Origin of the sequence: Brucella sp. HL-2, from assembly GCF_025846885.2 — a bacterium.
Lineage (GTDB): Bacteria > Pseudomonadota > Alphaproteobacteria > Rhizobiales > Rhizobiaceae > Brucella > Brucella quorumnocens.
In genome coordinates this window covers 155,418-178,868 of record NZ_JAOYTK010000004.1, presented here as the reverse complement: position 1 = coordinate 178,868, position 23,451 = coordinate 155,418, and the positions used below count along the sequence as shown (strand labels likewise).

Genomic DNA, 23,451 nt, shown 5'->3' with positions numbered 1-23,451 from the left:
CTGATTTCAACGCTTGTCCGAAGTAAACATGCCTTCGGTTAACTCGTCCCTTCAAGTCAGGCCCGCTACCTTAGTTCCATGTTTTTAGTTGAGGAACCGGACATGAAGGTACTTGTTACAGGACATCAGGGCTATATTGGATCGGTGATGGTGCCGACATTGATTAATGCGGGACATGATGTCTCGGGTTATGACATCGGCCTGTATCAGCACTGTCTTTTTGAAGAGGGAGGTTCGGTCTTCAATGTCCCGACAATCCGCAAGGATGTGCGTGATGTGTCGCCACGAGATCTGGAAGGCTTCGACGCTGTGATTCATCTAGCAGCGCTGTCCAACGATCCGCTGGGCAATCTCAACGAAGACCTCACTTATGAGATCAATCATCATGCCAGTGTGGCTATGGCAAAAGCAGCTAAATCAGCCGGTGTTGCCAGGTTCTTGTTTGCATCATCCTGCAGCAATTACGGCATCAGTGATGCTGATTTGATTGATGAAACCGGAGAACTTAAGCCCGTTACTGCTTATGGCCGTTCCAAAGTGAGAGCGGAACGGGAAATACGAGCCTTGGCAGATACCAGTTTTTGTCCGGTCTATCTTCGACCGGCGACGGCTTACGGCGTTTCCCCATTTCTGCGGTTCGACATAGTGCTCAATAATCTGGTTGCCTGGGCAGTCACAAAGGGGCTTATTTATCTCAAATCAGACGGTACACCCTGGCGGCCGATAGTTCACATCCGAGATATCTCGCGTGCGTTTAATGCAGCAATGGAAGCACCGCGAGATAAGGTGTTTAATGAATCCTTCAATGTGGGCTCGACCGAACATAATTATCGCATTCGCGATATCGCCAGCATTGTTGCAGACAATGTCCCTGATTGCCGGATAGAATACGCAGATGACGCAGGCCCTGATACGCGTTCTTATCGGGTTAGTTTTGAAAAACTGGCGCGCGTTCTGCCAGAGGCTAAGCCGCAATGGGATGCGGTCGCTGGTGCTCAGGAGCTTCTAGCGGCTTATAGCCGGTCTTCATTGACGCTAGAGGAATTTGAAGGTCCGCGGTTCCAGCGTATAGCTCATATTCGAAAGCTGATTGCTCAAGGTGTGCTCGATGCCAATCTGCGTAGAGTAGATGAACATCTACAACCGCTTCGGGTAACTGCATAATGGATACCAGAGTAGGAAGCCCGCAGATTAAACGCTCTGAAATACATTCTTCATGTGGAATGAGCATCTACGAGCTCGCTTCGCGGCTCTTCCCAATTTGCCGTAGTCTCACTGGTGACGGTGTGCGCGAAACGCTCTCCATCATCAGTGAACATTTGCCTTTGAAAATTCATACAATTCCTACCGGCACTCAGCTTTTTGATTGGCAGGCTCCGCAGGAGTGGCTGATCCGTGACGCATATATTATGGATACTGCGGGACGCCGCTTTGTTGATTTTGCGGAACATAATCTGCACGTGGTCAATTTCAGCGTGCCAGTGCACACCAAACTTACATTAAACGAGTTGAAAGGACATATCCACACGCTCCCTGACCAGCCCGATCTGATCCCCTATCGCACGTGCTATCATACGGAAGCCTGGGGTTTCTGCATGACACATAATGCGCTTATGCAGATGGAGGACCAGATTTACGAGGTGGTGATTAATGCCGAGCGGCGGGATGGCTCTCTCATTTTTGGCGAATTCATCCATAAAGGCGAAACTGATGAAACCTTTTTACTTTCAACACATCTTTGTCATCCTTCACTTGCCAACGACAACTGCTCAGGAATAGCGCTACTTACGCGTCTGGGTGAAGTATTGAAGTTGCGAAAGACACATTTCACATACCGACTTTTATTCGGTCCTGCGACTTTTGGGGCTCTCGCCTGGCTTAAACAGAACGAAGAGAATTTGAAACTTGTGAAGTATGGCCTTGTGTTGTCGTGCGTTGGCGATAGCGGCGGGCCCAACTATAAGCGAAGCCGCCGTGGCAATTCGGAAATCGATCGCATTATGACCCAAATTTTGGACGGGTCCGATCTTCCAGAGGCAAAAGTTCATGATTTTTGGCCATATGGATATGACGAGCGGCAATTCTGCTCTCCGGGTTTCAATCTGCCGGTTGGTTTGTTTCAACGCAGTCTCTATGGGGAGTTTGCTGAGTATCATACCTCCGCCGACAATCTGGATTTTATCAAACCCAACTATCTGGAACAATCTTACAATCTTATTATCCAAGCGATTGAGATAGCAGAGCGTAACTGGACGCCACTCAATATGTCGCCAAAGGGCGAGCCACAACTTGGTCGTCGAGGCCTTTACGGTAGCACCGGAGGGGATCGGAATGCGGCTAAGAATGCGATGTCCATGTTATGGGTGCTCAATCTGGCCGACGGTGATCATTCGATCCTCGACATGGCTGAGCGTGCCGAGCTGCCGTTCGGACAGTTAGCGGATGCCGCAGACCGGCTTCGTGATGCCGGTTTATTGACGGCGCTTTAAGTTCTCAGTGGTTGAACGAATTTCTGCAGTGATTAGAGGAGAGGCCAACTTCTGTCTTTTTCCGACATAACGCTTGGCTGATCGGGCCATGGAATCCCAAGAGCTGGGTCGTCGTATCGTAGTCCTGTTGAAAAATCAGGCGCATAAGGGCGAGAGATCATGTAGCGCAGCAGCACATCGTCTGTGAGTGTTTGAAAACCATGCGCGCAGCCTTCAGGAATGTAGAGTTGCACACCATTTTCCGACGACAACTCCAATCCGGTCCAACGTCGATAGGTAGGTGAATTCGGTCGCAGATCGACGAGGACGTCCCAGATCACACCTTGTAAGCATGTAACAAGTTTGGTTTCGGAGTGTGGTTCATTTTGATAATGAAGCCCGCGCAGAGTTCCTTTTTCGCGGGAGAAAGACAGGCTGTGTTGTGGGAAATTTGTTTCCATTTTCCGTTTGGCAAATGCGCTCTCACAATAGACACGGGCGAACCAGCCTCGCTCATCTTCGAGCTTCTCTGGTTCAACGGACCAGGCACCGTCTATCTTAAGCGGGGTAAATCGCATTATTTGCCTCGGATCACTCTGTACGCCCATTCTGACAGTTCCATGGTTGGGGAATAGTGTCGTTTTCGGGTCATCGAACTGACCCTAAGATTAAGGTCTAGCTACCTAAAAGGCGTAGTGATGTACCCCAACATCGACATAGGGTGGATTTAGGGGGATTGTCCGGGATCAATCGACGGATGATGGGGGCGCCCGATCGTATGTACTGCTCGCCCCTCATTACAGTCTCGGAAAAGTATAGCAAACTTAGTAATTTTGATCGTCCGGCATCGAACGGAATTCAAACCCACATACCCATAAGGGACCGGGCAGGGCGAGGTATATCGTATGACCATCCAAACGCCGGGCATAACGCGGAGTGCAGGCATGGCTCGAGAGCAGGCAGGTTGCCGCTTGTGCGGGACGCTTCTTAAACACACATTTGTGGATCTTGGAATGTCTCCGCCGTGCGAGAGCTTTCTCACTGCGGAACAACTTGATCACATGGAGCCGTATTATCCGTTATATGCTTTTGTGTGCGACCATTGCTATCTGGTTCAGCTAAAAGAATATTTCAGTCCTGCCGATATTTTTACAGAATACGCATACTTCTCTTCTTATGCTACAAGCTGGGTCGATCACGCTCGGGTTTATTGTGACGAAATTACCGAAAAACTGAGCCTCAAGAGTGACAGTTTTGTTGTTGAGATCGCAAGCAACGACGGCTATTTACTTCAGCATTTTCTGCCCAAGGGTATTCCAATCCTGGGAATTGAACCCGCTGCCAACGTGGCAAAGGCCGCGATTTCCAAGGGCGTGCCTACCCGTATAGACTTTTTTGGTTCCACCCTTGCGGCGCAGATGGTCGGGGAGGGCGGGAAAGCTGATCTCATTATTGGAAATAATGTCCTGGCACAGGTTCCGGACCTTAATGATTTTGTTCGCGGTATGCAGATTCTGCTAAAACCCGAAGGGGTTATTACTCTTGAGTTTCCACATCTGGCCAATCTGATAGAGCAAAACCAGTTTGATACGATTTATCATGAGCACTTCTCATATTTTTCACTTCTTACTATCCGCTACATGGCTCATCGTCACCACCTCAAGGTGATTGACGTTGAAGAGTTGCCGACACACGGCGGTTCACTCCGTGTTTATCTCGCTCACAATGCCAGTAGACGAAAAGCAGGGCCACGCGTTGCGGCACTTTTAAAACGTGAACAAACGTTCGGTCTTAACGAAATTGCTACATACGAACAGTTTTCTGAAAAGACACGTCGCACGAAGCGTGATCTGCTGTCATTTCTGATAGCTGCAAAAAATTCAGGTAAGCGCATTTGCGGTTACGGAGCTCCCGGAAAAGGCAACACGCTCCTGAACTACTGCGGAATTGGAACCGACTTTCTCGATTTCACTGTGGACCGTAATCCTTACAAGCACGGGCGTTTCACTCCCGGAATGCATATTCCTATCTATGATACCTCGATGATTGATAGCTATAAGCCCGACTATATTCTGATCCTACCTTGGAACTTCAAGGATGAGATTATTCGTCAGATGCAGCACGTTGTTGAATGGGGCGGAAAGTTTATCATACCAATCCCGCATGTCACACTGATCGATCCGGCATTACTCACAGAGGAGCGCTAGTTATGAAAGTGGTTCTTTTCTGCGGTGGTCTTGGCACCCGTATAAGGGAATATTCAGAGAATGTCCCCAAGCCGATGATCCCGCTTGGTCATCAGCCGATCCTCCACCACGTAATGGAGTATTATTCTGACTACGGTCACAACGACTTCGTTTTGTGCCTCGGATATAAGGCAAATGTGGTCAAAGACTTTTTCCTCAGTATACGACCTCAAACCTTCGCGGATTGTGTAGTTTCTGATGGCGGACGTAATGTTCGTTTGCTCGAAGAGGTCGATCGTGACTGGAGTGTAACCCTGCTTGATACTGGCATCTGGCGAAACATCGGTGAAAGATTGTGGAGTGCGCGTGCTCACGTCGAGGACGAGGATATGTTTCTCGCAAACTACAGTGATGGTCTTAGTGACGTCGACCTTGACGATATGACGGATCGTTTTCGAAAGAGTGGTAAATTGGCCTGCTTTCTGGCCGTTCGCCCGCCGTTGACATATCATCTTGCTGATATCGCAGAGGGTGGTGACGTGCGCGCATTCAGAACGTCCAACACCTCCGATATCTGGATAAACGGTGGTTATTTTCTGTTTCGCAAAGAGATCTTCGATTATATGCGCGAAGGCGAGGAACTCGTGTTGGAACCGTTCAGCCGCCTGATCGCCGACAATCAGCTTATGGCCTATAAATACGAGGGTTTCTGGCGTTCCATGGATACGCTACGAGATTGGCAGACTCTCGAAGACATGGTCGAAAAAGGAGATATGCCCTGGAAAAAGCATAAGACAGAGATTAGTGCAGCTAACATTGCGATCGCACTATGATTGACCTGTGTTCACTAACACAGCTTGGCAGGCCGCTCAGACTGTTATGTCTGGGCGCACATTCAGACGATATCGAGATTGGATGCGGCGGAACCCTTCTAAGTCTGATCGAAATGGGGATACCTCTAGAGGTGGATTGGTGCGTTTTGTCTGGTGGAAGAGAGCGGCACGCAGAAGCAGAAACTTCTGCGTGTAATTTTCTTGCCGGAACGCAAAATAACAGAATTCATTTGAGGGACTTTGAGGACAGCTATTTTCCTGCTCAGAGCAGGGCTATCAAAGAATGGCTGATAGGGCTACGCAGCACAAGCGAGCCGGATATCGTGTTTACACATAGTCGTGGGGATGCCCATCAAGATCACCGAACCGTGCACGAGGTCACATGGAATATCTTCCGTGACCAGCTAATTCTGGAATATGAAATTCCCAAGTGGGACGGCGATTTGGGGCGCCCGAACGCTTACGTCGCTTTGTCGGCTGCGGTTATGGAGAAGAAAATTGACCTGCTGATAAAAAACTTCGGCACTCAGCGATCCAAAGACTGGTTTGATCGAGAAACGTTTCGTGGAATTGCGCGTTTGCGCGGTATGGAATGCCGCGCACCGGAAACATATGCAGAAGCATTCTACTCCTCTAAAATGAGAATATTCTAAACCCAATTGAGATTAAGCTGAGCCTCTTGCCGTTTTGCAATCTGGAAGATTAGAATTTAACCGGCCGGCTGACGTTCGTTCATCAAAACCTCAGGCCGTTTGAATCTGCATAAATCTAAAGCAAGCCTTGTCCGTCATGCAGGGTGGTGCTGAGCTTGAAACCAATAATCAGTTCTGGTCTGGCGGCACAGGACCGGGCGTCTGTTAACGAACATAGACGAACGCCTAAAGACGCTCTTTTGCAGTGCTCTTAACTGTGGTCTTCAGAGAGTAACGTTTGCTGCGCCAAAAGGTTTTGTGCTGCCTCTGACCCGAGTGCTTCCGGACGTTTGCAGGTTGTGGTCATTTCAACGAAGTGTTTTTGCTCACTTGACGCCAGAATGCCTGTCATGACCTCAACCACATGCAGCGCGAATTCATCGTTGCAGTGATGTGGGCGATCTCAGATGATCGCCTGCGCCATGTCAGCAAGACCCGCAGATCGATAGTCAGCAACCATGCGGCCACTGTTTTCCGTGCGGGTTGGCGGTCCGAGTGGATGATCCCACGCAGGCAATCCAGCCGCTTCCTTTTGATTGGTAATCCGCACAATGCCATCGAAGATATTCGGCTCGGGTACATAAAGCGTGGCTTCCGTACCATAAAGTGTCATGTTAGGCAGGTCGTTCTGCAAACATCCCGGTTCGTAACCGGCATGCAAAAAGTATAGCATTCATTAAAGTCGCCGCCAGGAGTTGAAGTTCGATGGCTTCTGCGCGAAAAAGCTATAGCAGGAATGACAATACTTCTTCCTGATGCATTGGTGTCCGTCAATTGGTCCGAAGATTTCGTCACTGTGTTTTTCTGGGGCGGATGCGACATAACTCAATTCGCATGATCAATCGCTTTTTGCGCTAGGAATTGAAACTTCCACGTGCCAATCAGGTGTTATATTCGCACTGGCACCGTTTGCTGAATGAAGAACAGATTGTAGAAGTTGGTGGTGAGGCTTATGTGCCGGAGTGAGCACACTTATTTTGTATCCATTCGCGCTTTGACGCGAATGGATACGTGGATAGCCGAGCTTGGGCGGAGCGCTTACTTATGAGCAGAAACGACGATCTCAATAAGTGTGTCACCACCCAGATCAGCTACACCAACCGTCGCGCGGGTTGGTAGATCTTCAGGTCCAACCCACGCCTTCCAGACAACATCCATTTGAGGTTTCAATTCGAGGTCTGTAACAAAAACGGTCGCAGTCAGCAGTTTGGCTTTATCGGTTCCGGCTTCAGCCAAATATTTGTCGATCTTCGTCAATATCTCCTGTGTCTGGCCCGCCATATCGAGATTTTCGTCATCACAGGTGGTACCGCCGACATAAACAATGCCGTTATGCTCGACCACACGGTGCATGATCGGGGTGCGGAGATGGCGTTCTGTCATTTTAAAGTCCTTTCATTGGAAGTCAGAGTTCAGCCGGATTTTCGCCAGTGACTGCGAAAATGGCGTCGGGGGTATGAGGAAGTGCGGCAATCTCACGAAGCGGCACAGGTTTGACCGGCATACGCAGTCGGTAAGTACCCACTGCCTCAGGCGTACGATGCTGGGTATCGGCTAGGATTTCAGTAATGGTTGCTGCACACATGCGTCCCTGGCACGGCCCCATGCCGCAACGCAGCATGGTTTTGAGCTGATTTGGGCCGGCGACATTAAGAGCCGCAGCGTCGCGAATTTCACCAACTGTCACTTCCTCGCAGCGACAAACAATAGTCGCACGGTTAATGGGTGCACGAAATGTCAGGCTTGGTTGATAAAGCGTATCGATGAAACTCCGCCCGCGCGTAAGCTTCCGGCGGCTACGCTTTGCTGCGGTTAGGGCGCTGCCAATCTCTGCACTTTTGTCAGTGAAAAGCTCGCGACAAACCGCAAGAGCTGCAATGCGCCCCGAAGTTTCCGCTACAAGTGCACCTCCGATGCCACCGCCATCACCAGCCACAAAAACCGTTTCCAGAGATGAACGACCATACTCATCGAGTTTTGGCTGGAAGCATTTCTGACGCTCGTTCCATACCAACTCACATCCGGTAGCATTGCTGAGATTGTTGTTGGGAATAACGCCCTGATGAAGAAAGATGCTGTCGATATCGACCTCTTGCGTCAAGCCTTTGGCTGTGAATCGCACGCCTGTTGCTTTATCGACACCCAATATTTCAATTGCTTCTACATTCGAATGAATGGGCACGAAGCGCCGAACCTTGTTGAGCAGAGACAAACCCTTGAAAGCGTAAGCAGACAGCAGAAACGAGGGCAGATAAGGCATCGCCCTGGTCCAGTTTCTGCGTGGCGTGGTATCAAGAATGGCTGCAACGGTTCCACCTGCTTCCAATACTTGCGCGGCAAAAAGATACAGCAGCGGACCCGTGCCTGCCAAAACCACTTTTGCGTCCGGCAGAAGCCCGGATGCTTTCAAAGCAATTTGCGCAGCACCAATTGTCATAACTCCAGGGAGCGTCCATCCGGGAACAGGCATCGGACGTTCAAGGGCACCGGTCGCGAAGATAACGTGTTTGACGCGCACGATGCGACTTTGACCATTTTTGGAAACGCGTAGTTCCGCTGAATTCGTCTTGTCCTGGCGTTGTTGTTCGACACTCCAGACAAGCGCCTGTCCGACATAAGTGGTGTCACTTGCAAGAAAGGCAGTTAGAATGGCTTTGCCGCGCCAGTAATCCTTGCCCAGAAATGCACGCCTTGAAGGTGTGTTGTTTTCAATGGAGCGATAGATTTGGCCGCCGACCGCTGGGTTTTCGTCGAAAAGAATTGTTCGGGCGCCTCGAGCTGACGCTTCTGTTGCGGCTGCCAAGCCTGCGGGTCCTGCACCCACGATGGCCACATCATAAAACGGATCTACATTGCTTATGTCGTTGGTTTTTTTGATCGCCATTATTAGAGGTCCCGGCCAGGGTTACGAGCGCCGGTCTGTGACGAGATACTCATGCCTTCACGGACCACAGTCATACAGGCCTGTCGGTTTTCAACGCCATCAATTTGCACCAAACATTCGAAGCAGACACCCATCAAGCAGTAAGGTGCCCGTGGTTGATTACCCACCACACTTTTACGCAGGGCGTTAATGCCTTGTGCCAGAAGTGCTGCAGCTACCGTCTGCCCTGCGCCGACTTCAAAAGGCATTCCATCAAATGTGATAGCGACGGTATCAATCGATTTTTCAGTTTGTCTGAACATGAAACCTCTCCGCTGAAAAAGCGTGGTCAGCCAGAGTTCTTTGTTGGGTGGCGATTTGGTCAGCAATAATCAAGGCATGATTTGCTGCAAGCGTCACGCCTGAGTGACACATGGCTATATATGCCCCCGGATACTTTTCCGATTGTTGGTAGATCGGTAAGCCATCCGGCGTCTTCACGCGAAATCCTGCCCAGCTTCGAATAACATTCACACTCCCAAGACAAGGGAAAGTTCGCATCGCGCGGTCAGCTAACACTGTGCTGATGTCCTGATTTGTCATGATACTGTCGGAGTGGGTTTCCTGACTATCGCCAATCATCACTCCACCTTCGTCAGCTTGGCGGAGCGTGGCCGACGTATATGGAAAGAATGGCGCGCATTTTTCTGTAACGAGAATTTGGCCTTTGCTGCGGGTGGTTGGCGCATCAATGCCGACCATTTGTGCGAGCCTGCTATTGCCGGTTCCGGCGGCCAATACTACGCGTTGGGCAAACACTTGGCCCCAGACACCCTTGACGAGAAAACCGTTTGATTGGGGGGTGATTTCAGTCACATCACAATGTGGTTCATAAATCGCACCCAGATTGACCATTCCGGTGTGAAGAGCCCGAAATAGGCGGAGAGAATTCACATCGCCATCTAACGGTGAATAGATGGAACCGACCACTGCGCGTCCGATAGCAGGTACCATCTGTGCGGTTTCGCTATGATTTAACAAGCTATGAGTTGCTGCATCCGTGCCCAACTCGCGGGCTACCATCTCCGTGTCGGTTTTTGCATTTTCCAACTCGGTCTCAGTAAGCGCAAATGTAAATGCACCACGCTGTCTCAGCACAACATCAATGCCTGATGTTTCTTTGAGCTCGGCTGCAAACTGGGACCAGAGCTGCGCCGCTTGCATCGTCCATCGCGCATAATGCGGCGCTCCAAGCCCTTTACCCTGAACCCAGATCAACGCGAAATTGGCGCGTGACGCGCGAAGTGAGAGATCTTCTCCATCAAGTAGCAACGGGCGTTGCCCTGAACGAGCCAAACCCCAAGCGAGCGCTGACCCGACAAGGCCAGCTCCTATAATGACAAGATCCTGATCGGGGAGTCTGCGCATGTTTTCAGTCCATATGCCTGCAGATCGGCACTTCCAGAACGGGAAGTGCCGGATTGTAAAACTATTCCTGAGGGCTGACGTCGACCTTGAACCATTTCTCGGAAAGCTTTTTCACGGTTCCATCAGCGACTGTCGCGTGAATGGCTTCATCGAAGCGCGCTTTAAGTTTGGTATCTTCTTTGCGCAAGCCGACGCCAATCATACCAAACACTTTGCCAGAAAAGAGCGGGCCGGCGAGCTTAGCACCCTTCATGTCTTCCTTTTCAAGGGCTGCAGCGAGCACAGTCGCATTGGCAAGCACAGCATCAAGGCGACCACTGGTGAGATCGAAATTGTGTTCTTCAGTGGTCTTATACTCCCGCACATCCACGTCTTTTGGAAAATACTGTTCCATGAATGCGGAAGCAGTCGTCGAGCCCTGTACGCCAACGGTCTTACCCTCGATTTTTTTGGCAATTTCTTCAAGCACTGGCTTTGCAGCTTCGGAATCAACTGAAAGGGGCTTGCCAGTATCGGGCAGATCATCAAGACCACTATCACCCATCACGGTGAAGGAATTGATTGCCGCAGCATAAGGAGCCGAGAACGCGATCACTTCTTCACGTTTTGGCGTGATGCTCATCGCAGCCATGATGGTATCATACTTACCCGCTGTGAGCGAAGGAATGATACCGTCCCAGTTTTGCGCCACAATTTCGCACTTGGTTTTCATGCGTTCGCAGAGTTCCTTGACGAGATCGACTTCAAAGCCCTCGAGAACATTATTTGGGCCGGAGAAGTTCCACGGAGCATAAGCGCCTTCGGTTGCGATACGAATGGTATCTTCAGCATGTACCATTTGGACAGATGCGAGAAAACCTGCGGCACATAGGATGGGTTTGAATTTCATGTGTTCACCTCTTTTGATTTTGATGTTTGTTTTCAGTTTTATTGTCGGGAAATAAACTGGCGGAACCGGTCGCTTTTCGGGCTTGTGAAAACCTCGTCCGGGTTTCCGTCCTCCTCAATCAACCCCTGGTGCAAAAACAGAATGCGGTTGGAGACATCACGGGCAAAGGCCATCTCATGAGTCACAACAAGCATGGTGCGGCCTTCCGCTGCCAGATCACGCATGACTTTAAGGACTTCAGCGACAAGCTCAGGATCAAGAGCTGACGTGGGCTCGTCGAAAAGCATGATCTTGGGCTTCATAGCAAGCGCGCGCGCAATAGCCGCGCGCTGCTGCTGGCCACCAGAAAGATGAGCTGGATAAAAATTTCGCTTCTCCGCGATCCCGACGCGTTCCAAGAGTGCCTCCGCTTCCAAAATACATTCGCGTCGATCGCGTTTTTGCACGTGGACTGGTGCTTCAATGAGGTTCTCTAGGATTGTGAGATGAGACCACAGATTGAACGACTGGAAAACCATCGTTGCTTGTGAGCGCAATTTCCAGCATGTTAATGCAACGAAGCAAGGTCGATTTGCCTGACCCCGAAGCGCCGAGAATGGAAATAACTTCGCCTTGATGAGCCTGAAAAGAGATGGAATGCAGAACCTTGTGCGCGCCATAACTTTTCTCAAGGCCACTAATTTCTACGGCCGGTACGGCGGAATTTTTGATCATGCTTTTTCTCCTGCCGCGAGTGACGAGTGCGGCTGATGTTGCGCGGCGGCAAGGTGGTATTCCATCAGCTTGAAAAGGCGGCTGACAATAAAATTGAGCAGGAGATAGATGGCGCCAGCTGCAATGAAAACTTCGACGGGCCGATAAGTGGACGATATGAGTTTTGCTGCAAGGCCCGTCACCTCCATCATGGTAATGGTTGACGCCAACGCTGTTGACTTCACCATCAGAATGATTTCGTTGGAGTAGGCAGGAAGCATTTGTCGCAAAGCTTGTGGCGCCAAAACACGCCTTATCAACGTGAAACCTTGCATTCCATAAGCCCGCGCTGCCTCGATCTGTCCGGCAGGAACCGATAGCACTCCACCCCGGATAATCTCGGCGCTGTAAGCTGCAGTGTTGAGTGCGAGCGCAAAAACTGCGCACCAATAAGGTTCGCGCAAAAACGGCCAGAGGAAGCTTCTGCGCAGTTCAGGGAATTGGCTAAGTCCATAATAGATGATGTAGAGCTGGACGAGGAGTGGTGTGCCGCGGAAAACAAAAATGTAGAAGCGCGCTATGAGATCGGGCAATATCCAGCCCGAAAGTCGCATGGATGCAAGCGCTGTCGCAAGAATTGCACCGATGAGAACAGACAGACCAGTCAACTGCAGGGTGAGGGGTATTCCGCTGCAAAGGCTCAGAAAAGCGTTATATATGAACAGGAAGTCTATCATCTTCATACCGCCCGCTTGATGCCGCGCATCGCGCGCTTTTCAGCCTGCAGGAAGACATTCCCTGAGACGAAGCTGATCAGCAGATAGAAAACGGCAGCCGTCAGGAAAAAGGTAAACGGCTGGCGGGTTGAACCAGCTCCGATCTGAGCCTGACGCATGAGTTCGATCAGCCCAACGACCGAAATAAGTGCGGACTCTTTGAGCACGAGTTGCCAGACGTTACCAACTCCCGGAATGGCAAAGCGGGCAGCCTGGGGGAGAATGATGCGCCGAAACATGAGATGCGAGGGCATGCCATAAGCTCGTGCAGCCTCAAGCTCGCCTTTCGATAAAGCGAGAACGGCTCCACGATAAACTTCAGCCTGATAGGCGCCCGAAACCACACCGATTGCAAGCGCTCCAATCAGAAAAACGGGCGCACTTACAAAGCCCGTTGCGCCAAACATAGTCGCAAGCTTGCTAAGTACAGCGCTGCTTCCAAAATAGAACAGATATATGACGAGGAGATCCGGGATGCCGCGCAGCAATGTCGTGTATCCATCCGAGACCCATCGCAGGAGCCGTAAAGACGAGAAGGATGCAGCGGCAGCCAGGCTACCAAACACGGCACCGATAGCAAAGCCACTCAATGCGACAGCAACTGTCACAAGCGTGGCCTTGAGCATGTCCTTGCCCCAGCCAGCTTCTGTGAATCCCATAAGATCAAGATAAGCGTTGACCGCACTCACCACACTGTTCCCTTCCGTGCTTTTGCTGAAACATTCAGCGCACAGCTTATTTTTCTTAAGATTTGACAGTCCGCTTCGATACAGTCAAATTCGAAAAATAGCGTCGAGAATAACAAAATGTTATGAGGAACGATGAATCTACGACAGGTGGAAGCATTTCGAACCGTAATGATGACTGGAAAGATGACGGCGGCTGCAGAACTCATGGCGATTACCCAGCCAGCAGTCAGTCGGCTCATTCGGGATTTTGAATTTGCTACGAAACTCAAGCTGTTCGACAGGCGAGGTAACCAACTTACGCCGACGCAGGAAGCCCTTACGTTGATGCAGGAAGTCGAACGTGCCTTCATCGGCCTCTCGCGCATCAAAGCGTTTGCGGAAGAAGTACGTCGTCAAAATGCTGGTATGTTGCGCATCGCGGCGATGCCAGCGCTTGCAAATGGGATTATGCCCCGTTTCCTGGCGCATTTTTTGCGAGATCATCCAAATATCCATGCTTCTCTGAACGGCATTTCATCGTCGCAGGTCATTGAGGCCGTGGCATCGGGCAGTGTCGATATCGGTTTTGCAGATGGCCCGCTTGATAGACCAGGTTTCATAATCGAAACCAGACCGGTTGCTGCCGTCGTCGCTATTCCAGAAGGGCACAGGCTAACAAATGTTGATCGTGTCACGCCATCAGATCTCGTCAATGAACGGATGATCACTCTGGAGCCCGGCACGCTTTTCGCGATGCGCGTTGAAGTGGCTTTGGCGGATATCGTGCGCTCGTCAACAATAGAAACGCGCCTTTCCCATACGGCTTTAACACTGGTTTCTGAAGGTGTTGGTATAGCTATTATTGATCCATCATCTGCCACCGAGTTCCGCGGCAGAGGTGTGATAATAAAACCATTTAGCGTCTTTCTCGATGCGGGTTTTCTTGCGATACAGCGTGGCAGTGGAGCACCCAACGCGCTTGCGCGAGGCTACATTGAAGAATTCTGGGTCTACCATGCGGCTCTGTTAGAAAATCAGTCTAATCCTTCCACCAGAGAGTGAGAGGCAAGGTGTTTCCAGATGGTGACTAATAGGAACGATCTTTCCGACCTTTCCGTTTTTTTGCTGATTGTAAGATATCGGAGTTTCCGAAAAGCTGCTGATCAGCTGAATTTGTCGGTGTCCGCATTAAGCCATAAAATGAAGGCGCTTGAAGCGCGTCTTGGAGTGCGGTTGCTTAATCGAACTAGCCGGAGTGTTGCTCCGACTGCAGCAGGCGCGGTACTGGCCGATAAAGTTGCCGCCGGTCTAGAAATTATTAACGGCGGTATCGAAGAACTGCAGGGACAATTCAGTGGCATTGCCGGAAGCGTACGCATCAACGTGCTCAAGGACGCTGTTCCGCTGTTGCTTCAGTCTGTCTTGCCGGTTTTCCGCGAGCGTTATCCAAATATTGAGCTGGAAATTGCTGCCGATGACAACTTTCTCGATGTCACTGCAGAGGGTTTTGATGCCGGGCTAAGATATGCAGGCTCTATCCCCGAAGATATGATCGCGGTGGCAATCAGTGAACCATTGAACTGGGTGGCGGTAGCATCCTCCGCATACTTGACGCGTGCTGGTCATCCCAAACATCCGGCTGACTTGATGAACCACAACTGCATCAGAATAAGGACAGGACGCGGTCAGATTTTCCATTGGGAGTTTGATCGCGGGGATGAGAGCTTACAGATTGATGTTCCCGGCTCACTGATTTCTGGCTCAACAGATGTCTCTATGGCTGCTGCCCTGTCCGGTACTGGCATTGCATATTGTTTGGAGAAACTTGCTGAACCTTATGTGAAAACCGGACAGTTACAAATCATTCTTTCCGAATGGGCCTCTCTCGGTCCGCCGCTGGCTTTCTATTATTCTAGCCGCCGCCAGTTGCCCTGTGGACTTCAGATGCTGATCAAAACAATTCGCGAATTACGCCCGATTGATCGTTGATTTGAGATCAATGATCCGTTGAGTTGATGGTGATTGATTCAACCATCATCACCCCGTACTTATGGCCATGGAAGACGGGCAAGTAAGCCTAAATGAATTTCGTATGGAGACGACATGTATATTCCCAATGCAGACCGATATGAAGGTGTCGACTACCGCCGCACAGGTCGTTCGGGCCTGAAGCTGCCACCGATCTCTCTTGGTCTGTGGCAGAATTTCGGCGGTGCCGATGTGTTTGAAACCGGACGCGCCATCATTCGCCAGGCTTTTGATCGTGGTATCACGCATTTCGACCTCGCCAACAATTATGGCCCTCCATATGGATCGGCAGAAGAGAATTTCGGCAACGTTTTGAAGAAAGATTTCCGCGATCACCGCGACGAATTGGTTATTTCGACGAAAGCTGGTTGGGACATGTGGTCTGGACCGTATGGACGGGGTGGTTCGCGCAAGCATGTGTTGGCTTCTCTTGACCAGAGCCTTCAACGCATGGGGCTAGATTATGTTGATATTTTCTATTCGCATCGCCCGACCAACGATGTGCCCCTAGAAGAAACCGTTGGGGCCCTTGTCCAGATGGTCCGTCAGGGCAAAGCGCTTTACATCGGAGTTTCCTCTTACAATCCGGAGCGTACGCGTGAAACTGAAGCGCTCTTGCGTGCAGAGGGCATTCCGCTTCTGATCCATCAACCATCCTATTCGATGCTCAATCGATGGATTGAGGAGGAACTTCTTGGAACGCTGGATGAGCTAGGCGCGGGTTGTATTGCATTTTCACCGTTGGCGCAGGGTCTTCTGACCTCGAAATATCTCGGTGGCGTACCAAAAGATGCACGTGTCGCCAAAGGCGGTTCATTCAACGAGCGACTGCTCAGTGAAGATAACCTTGCTCGCGTTCGCGCGCTTGATGCGATTGCACAGAAGCGTGGTCAGTCATTGGCACAGATGGCGATTGCATGGGTCTTGCGTGATACTCGCGTGACTTCCGCACTCGTCGGTGCGCGCACAGTGGAGCAGCTTAATGACTCTCTCGATGCGCTCAAGAACTTGAGCTTCAGCAAAGAAGAACTCAACGAAATCGATACCCACGCTGGCGAAGGCAGTATCGACCTCTGGCGCAATGTAATGCAGCAGAACTAATACGCGCGCCGCAAAGTGTGAAACGGCTTTAGAGCCAAAAATGCGCTTGAAATAATGATAAGAGCGCCGATCCAACTGAACAGTATCGGCGCTCTAATTTATTATCCTTTAATAGGATCGCTGAAGGTTTTTTAATTCTTAATCCTTGCCGAAGTCGGTGTAGATATCGGCGCGCGTTTGCGGGACCGCCGAAATGCCGCGTCTACGCTTTGAGGCCAGCGTCTGATTGATTTGAACGGTTCCTCGTTCAAATGCCAAAGCACATCCTGCTAGATACAGCACCCAGAGGCGTGCCTTTGGATAGCCAATTTCCTCAATGGCCTTGTCGAAATTTGAATAAAGTCTCTCACACCACAGCCGACATGTACGGCCATAGTGCTCGCGGAGGTTTTCGACGTCATGAACCTCAAAGCCGTGTCCCTCGAGATTTTCAACGGTCATGCCAAGATGGTCCAACTCTCCACCTGGGAAAATATACTTGACCAACGCGAGATGTTCGGCACTTTTGCGATTGAAGGCTTTCTTATTTTTCTTCATGCGGCGGGTGATCGCGTGATGCATGTAAAGGCCACCTGGACGCAGAAGCCGGTTCACGGCGTCGAAATAACCGTCGTAATTTTCTATACCGACGTGTTCGAACATGCCCACCGAGGATATCTTATCAAACTGGCCGTCTAGCTCGGTGTACGATTTAATGTGGATTGTAATCTTATCTTCAAGACCTGCTGCTTTGATCCGCTCTCTCGCAAGCGCCGTCTGAGCTTCGGACAGGGAAACGCCGGTGCCGGTGACACCGAAGTTTTGTGCGGCATAAATCAGCAGTGCTCCCCAACCACAACCGATATCTAGGAGCCGATCTCCCGGTTGAAGACGGAGTTTTCGGCAAATCAGTTCCAGCTTGTCGTGCTGTGCCTGATCGATGTCATTTGCCCAATCTGTAAAATAACCACATGTGTAGACCATGCGCTCATCGAGAAACAGCTTATAGAATGCGTTCGATACATCGTAGTGATGCGTGATCGCTTCTTTATTTGATCCGCTGACAAAAGGGGCTTTGCCATCGACGGTGGCCCGTGCCGCAGATTTACCCGCGAACACCAGCGCCGGGAGATCCTTCAATAACTGCCATTTTGGCAGTTCTTTAAGCCTTTCCTTCAGTTTGCCGTCGATTTTTGCGTTTGCCAGATCGAAAATCGTGCCATTTTTAATATCGACGCGGCCTGAAATCCAGATATCGATCAATGAATCATAGTTGGGTTTGAGTATGAGTTGGCGAACTATCGTGGGATCGTTGATTACAAGTGAGGCACCATCGAAGTTTCCGATGCGCGTACCGTCCCAAAGTTCGATGTTGAATTGCGGGCGCAGTGTTTCAATAACCGTCCGTATGATACGTACTGACTTGGTTTCAGCAGTCATGCAACGCCTCTCGATGTTTCACAGATAAACGCTCTTCAAACAAGCTTAGCCCAATGCGCTTATCGAGTTAATGGACTTAAAGTTCTACGACTTACTCTCAAGGTCTTGTATTCTCGTGTCGACCGCGAAAGCGGAAAAAGAAACCAAGTTCGCCTCAATTTTTCGCGAGGTTAATCAGTTAAATTCTTGTGGGGTGGGAGCTCATCTGCCGTTGACCTTCAACACCCAGCATTGAGATCGGAGTTTGTACTATTTGTTGAATGAAATTGCGCGCCGATGGTGCGCTTTCTTCCGCCCGAAATAGAACTGCGATTTCAGATGTAATTGGCTTTCCGGCAATAGAACGGAACTTAATATTTGGAAGCCTGACAGCGTTTCTCACAGAACTAGGAATAACAGATACGCCTGCACCGAGCGAAACCTGTGTGAGAACAGAAAGAAGGCTGCCCGGCTTTGCTATGACATCTAATGGAAAGCGGCCCCGGTGAGCGACTTCGTAGGTACCAAGCTCTTGTTCGGGCATTACGAATTTCAATCCCGCGAGTTCATGGGGAAATAACGGTGCGTCTTGCTTTGCTTCGGGATGGCCAGAGCAAACGGCAACACAGAATACGTCTCTGAGAAGTATGTGTGATCGAAGTGAAGAAGGGTAGACCATTGGCAGTCGCACAAAGCCGAGATCGAGCTGTCCCTCTTCGATTAGTTTTGGCAGAGCCTCCATAGGATATTCCCGCGCGCGGATATCGACGCCCGGCCATCGGCCAGTGAACCGAGAAATTTGCTCTTGCAGGACACCAGCATAGGCCGCAGATCCAACGTAGCCTATTTCGATCCTTCCTATCTCGCCACGCCCCGCACGCCGTCCAGCACTTTCTGCCTTCGCGTATTGGTCGAGGACGAGGCGGGCTTCATCGAGAAAAACCTTGCCTGCTGATGTGAGCGTGACTGAGCGCTTGGTCCGGGTGAATAAACGCACAGAAAGAACGCGTTCGATTTCCTGGATCTGGACGGTCAGCGTCGGAGCGGCAATGTTCAAACGTTCGGAAGCGCGAGAAAAATGTAATTCTTCAGCGAGTGTAATGAAATAACGAAGGTGCCGAAGCTCCATTTTCAACTCCTCGATAATTAGGTTTAACCTAATAAATAGCATAAACAGTACGAATGAAACAAATTATGCAATCAGCTTAGATGGCATCGTAATTCTAAATGGAGCCACCAAATGTCATCACGCATCGCTTTAGCTGTCCTTATTGGTATGAGCATCACACCCGCCTTAGCGCTTGACCTTCCCACCAAGCCTTATCTGACGCTAGAGGCAGCACGTACCATCCTAACTGCTGCGCAGGCAAAGGCGTCTGCCAATGGTTGGCCATGCGTGATTGCTGTGGTTGATGCTGAAGGACTTCCGATCGTTATGGAACGAATGGATAATGCTTCAGTTCTCGCAGGTGTGGATTTGGCTCCGGGTAAAGCTCGGACTGCGGCGCTTTTTCGACGCGAAAGCGGGGCACTGGAAGATGCAATCAATGGCTCGCGGCCAGCAGCGGTAACAGCGCAGGGCTTTGTCATGATGCGAGGTGGCGTGCCTATTACAGTTGATGGAACTGTTGTGGGCGCAATCGGTGTTTCGGCAGATACACCGGACCACGATGAACAGATAGCGAAGGCCGGCATCGCCGCATTGATAAAATGACTTTGGACATCGCAGTTGCTCGCCGGAAGGCGAATACATCCTTAACACTGCTAACCGCCTCTATCGGTTGCGCCATGACGGTGCTGGATACGAACGTCGTTGCTGTGGTCTTGCCAACAATAGCGCGTGATTTCGGTGCGTCTTTCGCAGATGTTGAATGGGTCATCAGTACATATGTGTTGTGTTTTGCGTCCCTGCTTCTGCCTGCAGGAGCAATTGCGGATCGCTTCGGCCGTCGCCTGGTCTTTTTGATCGGCATCGGAGCATTTGCGCTGTCCTCTTGGTTATGCGGCGCTGCTCCTTCAGCAGCAGCGCTTTATCTGGCACGTGCAGCGCAGGGCATAAGTGCGGCCTTGATGCTGGCGCCAGCGCTTGCAATTATCGGGCACACTTTTCATCAGGAAGAGGCGCGTAATCGCGCCTGGGCGATGTGGGGCGCAATCATGGGCCTTACGATGGTTCTGTCGCCAATTCTGGGCGGAGTGATTGCTTATGCTCTGGGATGGCGATGGGCATTTTACATCAATATACCGATATGCATTGCGTTAGCAGTCGCCGCGCTGCGACTGATCGAAGAATCCAGAGACGCCAACGCACGGCGGCTAGATCCGTTTGGATTTGTTTCTTTTTCAGCGGCCATGTTTGGAATAACGTGGGGGCTGATCAATGGGCAGGCTCATGGGTGGTTATCGTCCGTTGCACTTACGGGATTTGGTGGCGGTTGTGTGGCACTCGTAATGTTTGTGATCGCGGAGACCATTCAAAGCCGTCCGATGCTCGACTTGAGCCTGTTTCGCAATCCACGGTTTGTTGGCGGGGTATGGGCGATGTTTGCCTATGCCGCCTGTGCTCAGGTGATGGCTTCCATGCTGCCTTTGTTTCTTCAGAATGGTCTTGGACGAACAGCTCTGCAAGCAGGCTTTGCGATGTTTCCGTTTGCCATCGCAATGTTGATCTTTCCGAATGTGGGTCGGCTTCTCAGCAGGCGATTTGGTTCGAGAGAAATCCTTTCACTTGGCCTTCTGATTGTAGGTATAGGTAGTTTATTGACTGCCTGGGGTGCACGGAATGGAGCGTGGTCCACTGTTATGTTTGGCATGTTGGTTATGGGTAGTGGTGGCGGGCTTCTCAATGGTGAAACGCAAAAAGCGATTATGGCGGTGGTTCCCAGAGAAAGAGCAGGTATGGCATCGGGCATCAGCACCACATCCCGATTTTCCGGAATTCTCCTAGGGTTTGCCGTGTTAAGCGGAATTCTCGCAAGTGTCGTAAGAGCCGCACTTATTCATGTCGACTGTGTTGAACCAACATGCAAGCCCGCTTTTGCCGAGGCGATTGTGGCAGGTGATTTGCCAGCTGCACTTGCCGGAATTGACCCTTCCGCACACGAAGCAGCAACTGTGATCGCTATGAAAGGATACTCGACGGGTTTTTCAGCGGCACTGACTATTTCGGCGATCTTGGCGATCTTGTCTGCTTTGCTGGTTTATGCCCTTATGCGCCGCCAGACCTCGTCACACAAACCATAGACGGTCGTGATTGTTCGTCTTAATCGGATAGTCATATCGAAAAATGCCTGATTATTCGGTCATAAAAAAAGCCATTCTTTCCATTGTCAATTATGCGCTGTGGCGCTTCAATGGAGAAATCTAGATGCCCAAAAAGATCATACTTGTGACGGGCTCTTCGAGTGGTTTTGGTCGACTGACGTCAGAGGCACTTGCACGAGCTGGACACACTGTCTACGCATCCATGCGTGATATCGCGGGTCGAAATTCTGTAAACGTTGCGCAGATGCTTGAGATGACGTGCCGTCAGAAGATAGATATTCGTCCGATTGAACTTGATGTCCAGTCAGAAGTTTCTGTCGATCGAGCGATTGAGAATATAGTGACAGAAGCCGGTGCTATTGATGTCATTGTACACAATGCAGGACATATGATGTTCGGGCCTGCGGAAGCGTTCACACCCGATCAGTTTGCACAGCAGTATGACGTAAATGTCTTGGGAACACAGCGCATTAATCGTGCCGTCTTACCTCATATGAGGTCGAGGCGAGAAGGGTTGCTTGTATGGATTTCGAGTTCCAGCACGGCGGGCGGTACACCGCCATATTTGTCACCTTATTTCGCGGCGAAAGCAGCTATGGATTCCCTTGCAGTCCAATATGCACGTGAACTGTCACGCTGGGGCATCGAAACATCGATTATCGTGCCTGGGGCGTTCACAAAGGGCACTAATCATTTCGCCCATTCAGGAAGGCCTGGAGATACCGAACGCCTCGCCGAATATGATAACGGTCCTTATGCAGGCTTTGGTGCTAAGATTCAGGGCGCTTTTGCTTCCATCGTTCCCGACGACGCTGATCCGGCTCCGGTTGCCGATATGATTGTCGACGTCGTAAATGCACCATTTGGAGAAAAGCCATTCCGACTGATCTATGATCCGACTGAAGATGGAGCGAATGTCGGTTTTGCGGTTCTTGATCGCCTCCGAGCTGAAATGCTCCGCCGCGTTGGTTTTGGCGATCTCTTGAAGCCACAAAAAGTCTTATGAGTCACACCTCCGCTTGGTTGATCGATCAAAAAAGTGCCAGGAGCCTGGTTCGAATCCAAGTGTAAGGCTCTCTCCAGCGCGAAGGACGGTGCGGGGTGGAAAAGCCGCCAGAATGCGTTGTGAGCCAGCGCTCCCGGTCATGATTAACTCTGGGCCTGTTAACTCCACAACGTCGCAAGTTACCTCCAATGAACCCGAAACATCTGGAAAAAGCGCTTCAGGACGAATGCCTGCAATGAGTTCTTGTCCCCGACTAAAAGATGATGGTGGAGAGCCGAAGGGGAACACAATTGGGGTTCCGTCTATTTGAAAGCCATTTTCTGCCACGGTGACATTGAGTAGATTCATCGGCGGCGCCCCAACAAATGAAGCCACGTACACGCTCGCTGGCTTGTTATAGATTTCATCAGGCGTACCAAACTGTTCGATGTGCCCTTCGCGCATCACAGCGATCCTTGTCGCAAGTGTCATGGCTTCGATTTGATCATGGGTTACGTATATGACCGTTGTCTTTAGCAGCTGGTGTAGCCGCTTTAGTTCGGTTCGCATCTCCATCCGCAATTTAGCGTCCAGATTGGAAAGTGGCTCATCAAACAAAAATACCTGCGGGTTCCGTACGAGCGCCCGGCCGATAGCAACACGTTGTCGTTGACCGCCAGATAATTGGGCGGGCTTGCGTGCAAGCAAAGGTTCGATTTGCAGTAAATTTGCCACCTCTCGCACTGCTTTGTAGCGCTCGTTCTTTGGCACTTTGCGCATTTCCAGCCCAAAACCGATGTTTCGTTCAACCGTTAAGTTTGGATAAAGAGCATAGGATTGAAAGACCATAGCTATATCGCGGTCTTTTGGGTGAACACCGAGAATTGAGCGTCCGCCAATGCGAATTTCTCCGCTAGTCGCATCGGACAGGCCTGCTATGATGTTCAAAAGGGTCGACTTGCCACAGCCTGATGACCCAAGCAATACCAGGAACTCGCCACTTTCTAGCGAGAGATCAATATTCTTGAGTGTTTCCACTATGCCGAAGTTTTTGCGGACGCCCTCGATTTCGACAGCACTCATGGAGACGTCTCCTCGATAATGCATTTTGGTAATGAATCGCCCGAAAGTGCGGCAAGGATGAAGAATATTTTAACAGTTGACGTCTGAGTGGCTAGT

General features: G+C 50.6%; 23 protein-coding genes and 1 pseudogene. 11 read left to right on the top strand and 13 right to left on the bottom strand.

Translation table 11 applies throughout. The features are described from left to right. Positions 1-102: 102 nt before the first annotated feature. Both OIV19_RS08740 and OIV19_RS08735 read left to right on the top strand, forming a co-directional pair. Positions 103-1,164, top strand: coding sequence for an SDR family oxidoreductase (locus OIV19_RS08740; protein WP_264231298.1), 1,062 nt, complete (start codon positions 103-105; stop codon positions 1,162-1,164). After that, positions 1,164-2,489, top strand: coding sequence for a DUF4910 domain-containing protein (locus OIV19_RS08735; RefSeq protein ID WP_264231297.1), 1,326 nt, complete (start codon positions 1,164-1,166; stop codon positions 2,487-2,489). Before OIV19_RS08740 ends, OIV19_RS08735 begins: the two co-directional genes overlap by 1 nt. Before the next feature lie 32 nt (positions 2,490-2,521). On the opposite strand, the gene rfbC is transcribed toward OIV19_RS08735, so the two are convergent. Then, positions 2,522-3,046, bottom strand: coding sequence for a dTDP-4-dehydrorhamnose 3,5-epimerase (rfbC, locus tag OIV19_RS08730; protein WP_264231296.1), 525 nt, complete (start codon positions 3,044-3,046; stop codon positions 2,522-2,524). A gap of 327 nt (positions 3,047-3,373) precedes the next feature. On the opposite strand from rfbC, the gene OIV19_RS08725 reads away from it, so the two are divergent. The 3 genes from OIV19_RS08725 to OIV19_RS08715 are packed head-to-tail and all read left to right on the top strand — an operon-like array spanning position 3,374 to position 6,140. Then, positions 3,374-4,675, top strand: coding sequence for a class I SAM-dependent methyltransferase (locus OIV19_RS08725; protein ID WP_264231295.1), 1,302 nt, complete (start codon positions 3,374-3,376; stop codon positions 4,673-4,675). Positions 4,676-4,677: 2 nt separating this feature from the next. Then, positions 4,678-5,487 carry a sugar phosphate nucleotidyltransferase gene (locus OIV19_RS08720; protein ID WP_095448081.1) on the top strand — a complete coding sequence of 270 codons (810 nt, stop codon included), beginning with the start codon at positions 4,678-4,680 and terminating at the stop codon, positions 5,485-5,487. After that, the gene (locus OIV19_RS08715) at positions 5,484-6,140 is read left to right on the top strand and encodes a PIG-L deacetylase family protein (RefSeq protein WP_264231294.1); all 657 of its coding nucleotides are present in this window, start codon (positions 5,484-5,486) and stop codon (positions 6,138-6,140) included. Before OIV19_RS08720 ends, OIV19_RS08715 begins: the two co-directional genes overlap by 4 nt. A 442-nt stretch (positions 6,141-6,582) precedes the next feature. Here OIV19_RS08715 and OIV19_RS08710 read toward each other — a convergent pair whose 3' ends face one another. The 9 genes and pseudogenes from OIV19_RS08710 to OIV19_RS08670 form a co-directional block, all read right to left on the bottom strand. Beyond that, positions 6,583-6,852: a hypothetical protein gene (locus OIV19_RS08710; RefSeq protein WP_264231293.1), complete on the bottom strand. Its 270-nt coding sequence runs from the start codon at positions 6,850-6,852 to the stop codon at positions 6,583-6,585. 365 nt (positions 6,853-7,217) lie between these two features. Then, the gene (locus tag OIV19_RS08705) at positions 7,218-7,562 is read right to left on the bottom strand and encodes a RidA family protein (protein ID WP_264231292.1); all 345 of its coding nucleotides are present in this window, start codon (positions 7,560-7,562) and stop codon (positions 7,218-7,220) included. 22 nt (positions 7,563-7,584) lie between these two features. Next, positions 7,585-9,063 carry an FAD/NAD(P)-dependent oxidoreductase gene (locus OIV19_RS08700; protein WP_264231291.1) on the bottom strand — a complete coding sequence of 493 codons (1,479 nt, stop codon included), beginning with the start codon at positions 9,061-9,063 and terminating at the stop codon, positions 7,585-7,587. A gap of 2 nt (positions 9,064-9,065) precedes the next feature. Continuing rightward, complete coding sequence (locus tag OIV19_RS08695; RefSeq protein ID WP_264231290.1) at positions 9,066-9,365, bottom strand: (2Fe-2S)-binding protein; 300 nt, start codon at positions 9,363-9,365, stop codon at positions 9,066-9,068. After that, on the bottom strand, positions 9,349-10,470 hold the full coding sequence (locus tag OIV19_RS08690; RefSeq protein ID WP_264231289.1) for an NAD(P)/FAD-dependent oxidoreductase: 1,122 nt from the start codon (positions 10,468-10,470) through the stop codon (positions 9,349-9,351). The genes OIV19_RS08695 and OIV19_RS08690 overlap by 17 nt, the downstream gene beginning before the upstream one ends. A gap of 61 nt (positions 10,471-10,531) precedes the next feature. Further along, entirely contained in the window at positions 10,532-11,359 is an 828-nt protein-coding gene (locus OIV19_RS08685; RefSeq protein WP_264231288.1) for a lysine/arginine/ornithine ABC transporter substrate-binding protein, read from the bottom strand. 38 nt (positions 11,360-11,397) lie between these two features. Beyond that, positions 11,398-12,073: pseudogene (locus tag OIV19_RS08680) on the bottom strand (ABC transporter ATP-binding protein). Beyond that, complete coding sequence (locus tag OIV19_RS08675; protein WP_498831035.1) at positions 12,070-12,789, bottom strand: ABC transporter permease; 720 nt, start codon at positions 12,787-12,789, stop codon at positions 12,070-12,072. The pseudogene OIV19_RS08680 and the gene OIV19_RS08675 overlap by 4 nt, the downstream one beginning before the upstream one ends. A 2-nt stretch (positions 12,790-12,791) precedes the next feature. Further along, positions 12,792-13,487: an ABC transporter permease gene (locus OIV19_RS08670; protein ID WP_264231377.1), complete on the bottom strand. Its 696-nt coding sequence runs from the start codon at positions 13,485-13,487 to the stop codon at positions 12,792-12,794. A gap of 162 nt (positions 13,488-13,649) precedes the next feature. On the opposite strand from OIV19_RS08670, the gene OIV19_RS08665 reads away from it, so the two are divergent. The 3 genes from OIV19_RS08665 to mgrA all read left to right on the top strand — a co-directional run bounded on the left by OIV19_RS08665 (position 13,650) and on the right by mgrA (position 16,625). Continuing rightward, a complete protein-coding gene (locus OIV19_RS08665) occupies positions 13,650-14,558 on the top strand; it encodes a LysR substrate-binding domain-containing protein (RefSeq protein WP_264231286.1) in 909 nt (302 codons plus the stop codon). A gap of 18 nt (positions 14,559-14,576) precedes the next feature. Beyond that, positions 14,577-15,485 carry a LysR family transcriptional regulator gene (locus OIV19_RS08660; RefSeq protein WP_264231285.1) on the top strand — a complete coding sequence of 303 codons (909 nt, stop codon included), beginning with the start codon at positions 14,577-14,579 and terminating at the stop codon, positions 15,483-15,485. Between the two features lie 114 nt (positions 15,486-15,599). Then, positions 15,600-16,625 (top strand): L-glyceraldehyde 3-phosphate reductase, encoded by a 1,026-nt coding sequence (gene mgrA / locus OIV19_RS08655; protein ID WP_264231284.1) that lies wholly within the window; start codon positions 15,600-15,602, stop codon positions 16,623-16,625. A gap of 138 nt (positions 16,626-16,763) precedes the next feature. Here the strand turns inward: mgrA and OIV19_RS08650 are convergent, their stop codons facing one another. Next, positions 16,764-18,044 (bottom strand): SAM-dependent methyltransferase, encoded by a 1,281-nt coding sequence (locus tag OIV19_RS08650; RefSeq protein WP_264231283.1) that lies wholly within the window; start codon positions 18,042-18,044, stop codon positions 16,764-16,766. A gap of 178 nt (positions 18,045-18,222) precedes the next feature. Further along, the gene (locus OIV19_RS08645) at positions 18,223-19,152 is read right to left on the bottom strand and encodes a LysR substrate-binding domain-containing protein (protein ID WP_264231282.1); all 930 of its coding nucleotides are present in this window, start codon (positions 19,150-19,152) and stop codon (positions 18,223-18,225) included. A gap of 111 nt (positions 19,153-19,263) precedes the next feature. On the opposite strand from OIV19_RS08645, the gene OIV19_RS08640 reads away from it, so the two are divergent. The 3 genes from OIV19_RS08640 to OIV19_RS08630 all read left to right on the top strand — a co-directional run bounded on the left by OIV19_RS08640 (position 19,264) and on the right by OIV19_RS08630 (position 22,293). Next, positions 19,264-19,737, top strand: a complete 474-nt coding sequence (locus OIV19_RS08640; RefSeq protein WP_264231281.1) for a GlcG/HbpS family heme-binding protein — start codon at positions 19,264-19,266, stop codon at positions 19,735-19,737. Next, complete coding sequence (locus OIV19_RS08635; protein WP_264231280.1) at positions 19,734-21,266, top strand: MFS transporter; 1,533 nt, start codon at positions 19,734-19,736, stop codon at positions 21,264-21,266. Before OIV19_RS08640 ends, OIV19_RS08635 begins: the two co-directional genes overlap by 4 nt. 124 nt (positions 21,267-21,390) lie before the next feature. Further along, positions 21,391-22,293: an SDR family oxidoreductase gene (locus OIV19_RS08630; RefSeq protein ID WP_264231279.1), complete on the top strand. Its 903-nt coding sequence runs from the start codon at positions 21,391-21,393 to the stop codon at positions 22,291-22,293. Here OIV19_RS08630 and OIV19_RS08625 read toward each other — a convergent pair. Further along, positions 22,288-23,355 carry a sn-glycerol-3-phosphate ABC transporter ATP-binding protein UgpC gene (locus tag OIV19_RS08625; RefSeq protein WP_264231278.1) on the bottom strand — a complete coding sequence of 356 codons (1,068 nt, stop codon included), beginning with the start codon at positions 23,353-23,355 and terminating at the stop codon, positions 22,288-22,290. The genes OIV19_RS08630 and OIV19_RS08625 overlap by 6 nt on opposite strands. Between the last annotated feature and the right edge of the window lie 96 nt (positions 23,356-23,451).

Excerpts from the sequence above, each read along its gene's own strand:
- OIV19_RS08675 (WP_498831035.1), bottom strand. The coding sequence starts at position 12,789 with ATGATAGACTTCCTGTTCATATATAACGCTTTTCTGAGCCTTTGCAGC.
- OIV19_RS08630 (WP_264231279.1), top strand. The coding sequence starts at position 21,391 with ATGCCCAAAAAGATCATACTTGTGACGGGCTCTTCGAGTGGTTTTGGT.
- OIV19_RS08625 (WP_264231278.1), bottom strand. The coding sequence starts at position 23,355 with ATGAGTGCTGTCGAAATCGAGGGCGTCCGCAAAAACTTCGGCATAGTG.
- OIV19_RS08665 (WP_264231286.1), top strand. The coding sequence starts at position 13,650 with ATGAATCTACGACAGGTGGAAGCATTTCGAACCGTAATGATGACTGGA.
- OIV19_RS08695 (WP_264231290.1), bottom strand. The coding sequence starts at position 9,365 with ATGTTCAGACAAACTGAAAAATCGATTGATACCGTCGCTATCACATTT.
- OIV19_RS08670 (WP_264231377.1), bottom strand. The coding sequence starts at position 13,487 with ATGGGATTCACAGAAGCTGGCTGGGGCAAGGACATGCTCAAGGCCACG.
- OIV19_RS08685 (WP_264231288.1), bottom strand. The coding sequence starts at position 11,359 with ATGAAATTCAAACCCATCCTATGTGCCGCAGGTTTTCTCGCATCTGTC.
- OIV19_RS08715 (WP_264231294.1), top strand. The coding sequence starts at position 5,484 with ATGATTGACCTGTGTTCACTAACACAGCTTGGCAGGCCGCTCAGACTG.
- OIV19_RS08640 (WP_264231281.1), top strand. The coding sequence starts at position 19,264 with ATGTCATCACGCATCGCTTTAGCTGTCCTTATTGGTATGAGCATCACA.
- OIV19_RS08710 (WP_264231293.1), bottom strand. The coding sequence starts at position 6,852 with ATGCTATACTTTTTGCATGCCGGTTACGAACCGGGATGTTTGCAGAAC.
- OIV19_RS08735 (WP_264231297.1), top strand. The coding sequence starts at position 1,164 with ATGGATACCAGAGTAGGAAGCCCGCAGATTAAACGCTCTGAAATACAT.
- mgrA (WP_264231284.1), top strand. The coding sequence starts at position 15,600 with ATGTATATTCCCAATGCAGACCGATATGAAGGTGTCGACTACCGCCGC.
- OIV19_RS08720 (WP_095448081.1), top strand. The coding sequence starts at position 4,678 with ATGAAAGTGGTTCTTTTCTGCGGTGGTCTTGGCACCCGTATAAGGGAA.
- OIV19_RS08635 (WP_264231280.1), top strand. The coding sequence starts at position 19,734 with ATGACTTTGGACATCGCAGTTGCTCGCCGGAAGGCGAATACATCCTTA.
- OIV19_RS08700 (WP_264231291.1), bottom strand. The coding sequence starts at position 9,063 with ATGGCGATCAAAAAAACCAACGACATAAGCAATGTAGATCCGTTTTAT.
- OIV19_RS08660 (WP_264231285.1), top strand. The coding sequence starts at position 14,577 with ATGGTGACTAATAGGAACGATCTTTCCGACCTTTCCGTTTTTTTGCTG.
- OIV19_RS08690 (WP_264231289.1), bottom strand. The coding sequence starts at position 10,470 with ATGCGCAGACTCCCCGATCAGGATCTTGTCATTATAGGAGCTGGCCTT.
- OIV19_RS08650 (WP_264231283.1), bottom strand. The coding sequence starts at position 18,044 with ATGACTGCTGAAACCAAGTCAGTACGTATCATACGGACGGTTATTGAA.
- OIV19_RS08705 (WP_264231292.1), bottom strand. The coding sequence starts at position 7,562 with ATGACAGAACGCCATCTCCGCACCCCGATCATGCACCGTGTGGTCGAG.
- OIV19_RS08725 (WP_264231295.1), top strand. The coding sequence starts at position 3,374 with ATGACCATCCAAACGCCGGGCATAACGCGGAGTGCAGGCATGGCTCGA.
- OIV19_RS08740 (WP_264231298.1), top strand. The coding sequence starts at position 103 with ATGAAGGTACTTGTTACAGGACATCAGGGCTATATTGGATCGGTGATG.
- OIV19_RS08645 (WP_264231282.1), bottom strand. The coding sequence starts at position 19,152 with ATGGAGCTTCGGCACCTTCGTTATTTCATTACACTCGCTGAAGAATTA.
- rfbC (WP_264231296.1), bottom strand. The coding sequence starts at position 3,046 with ATGCGATTTACCCCGCTTAAGATAGACGGTGCCTGGTCCGTTGAACCA.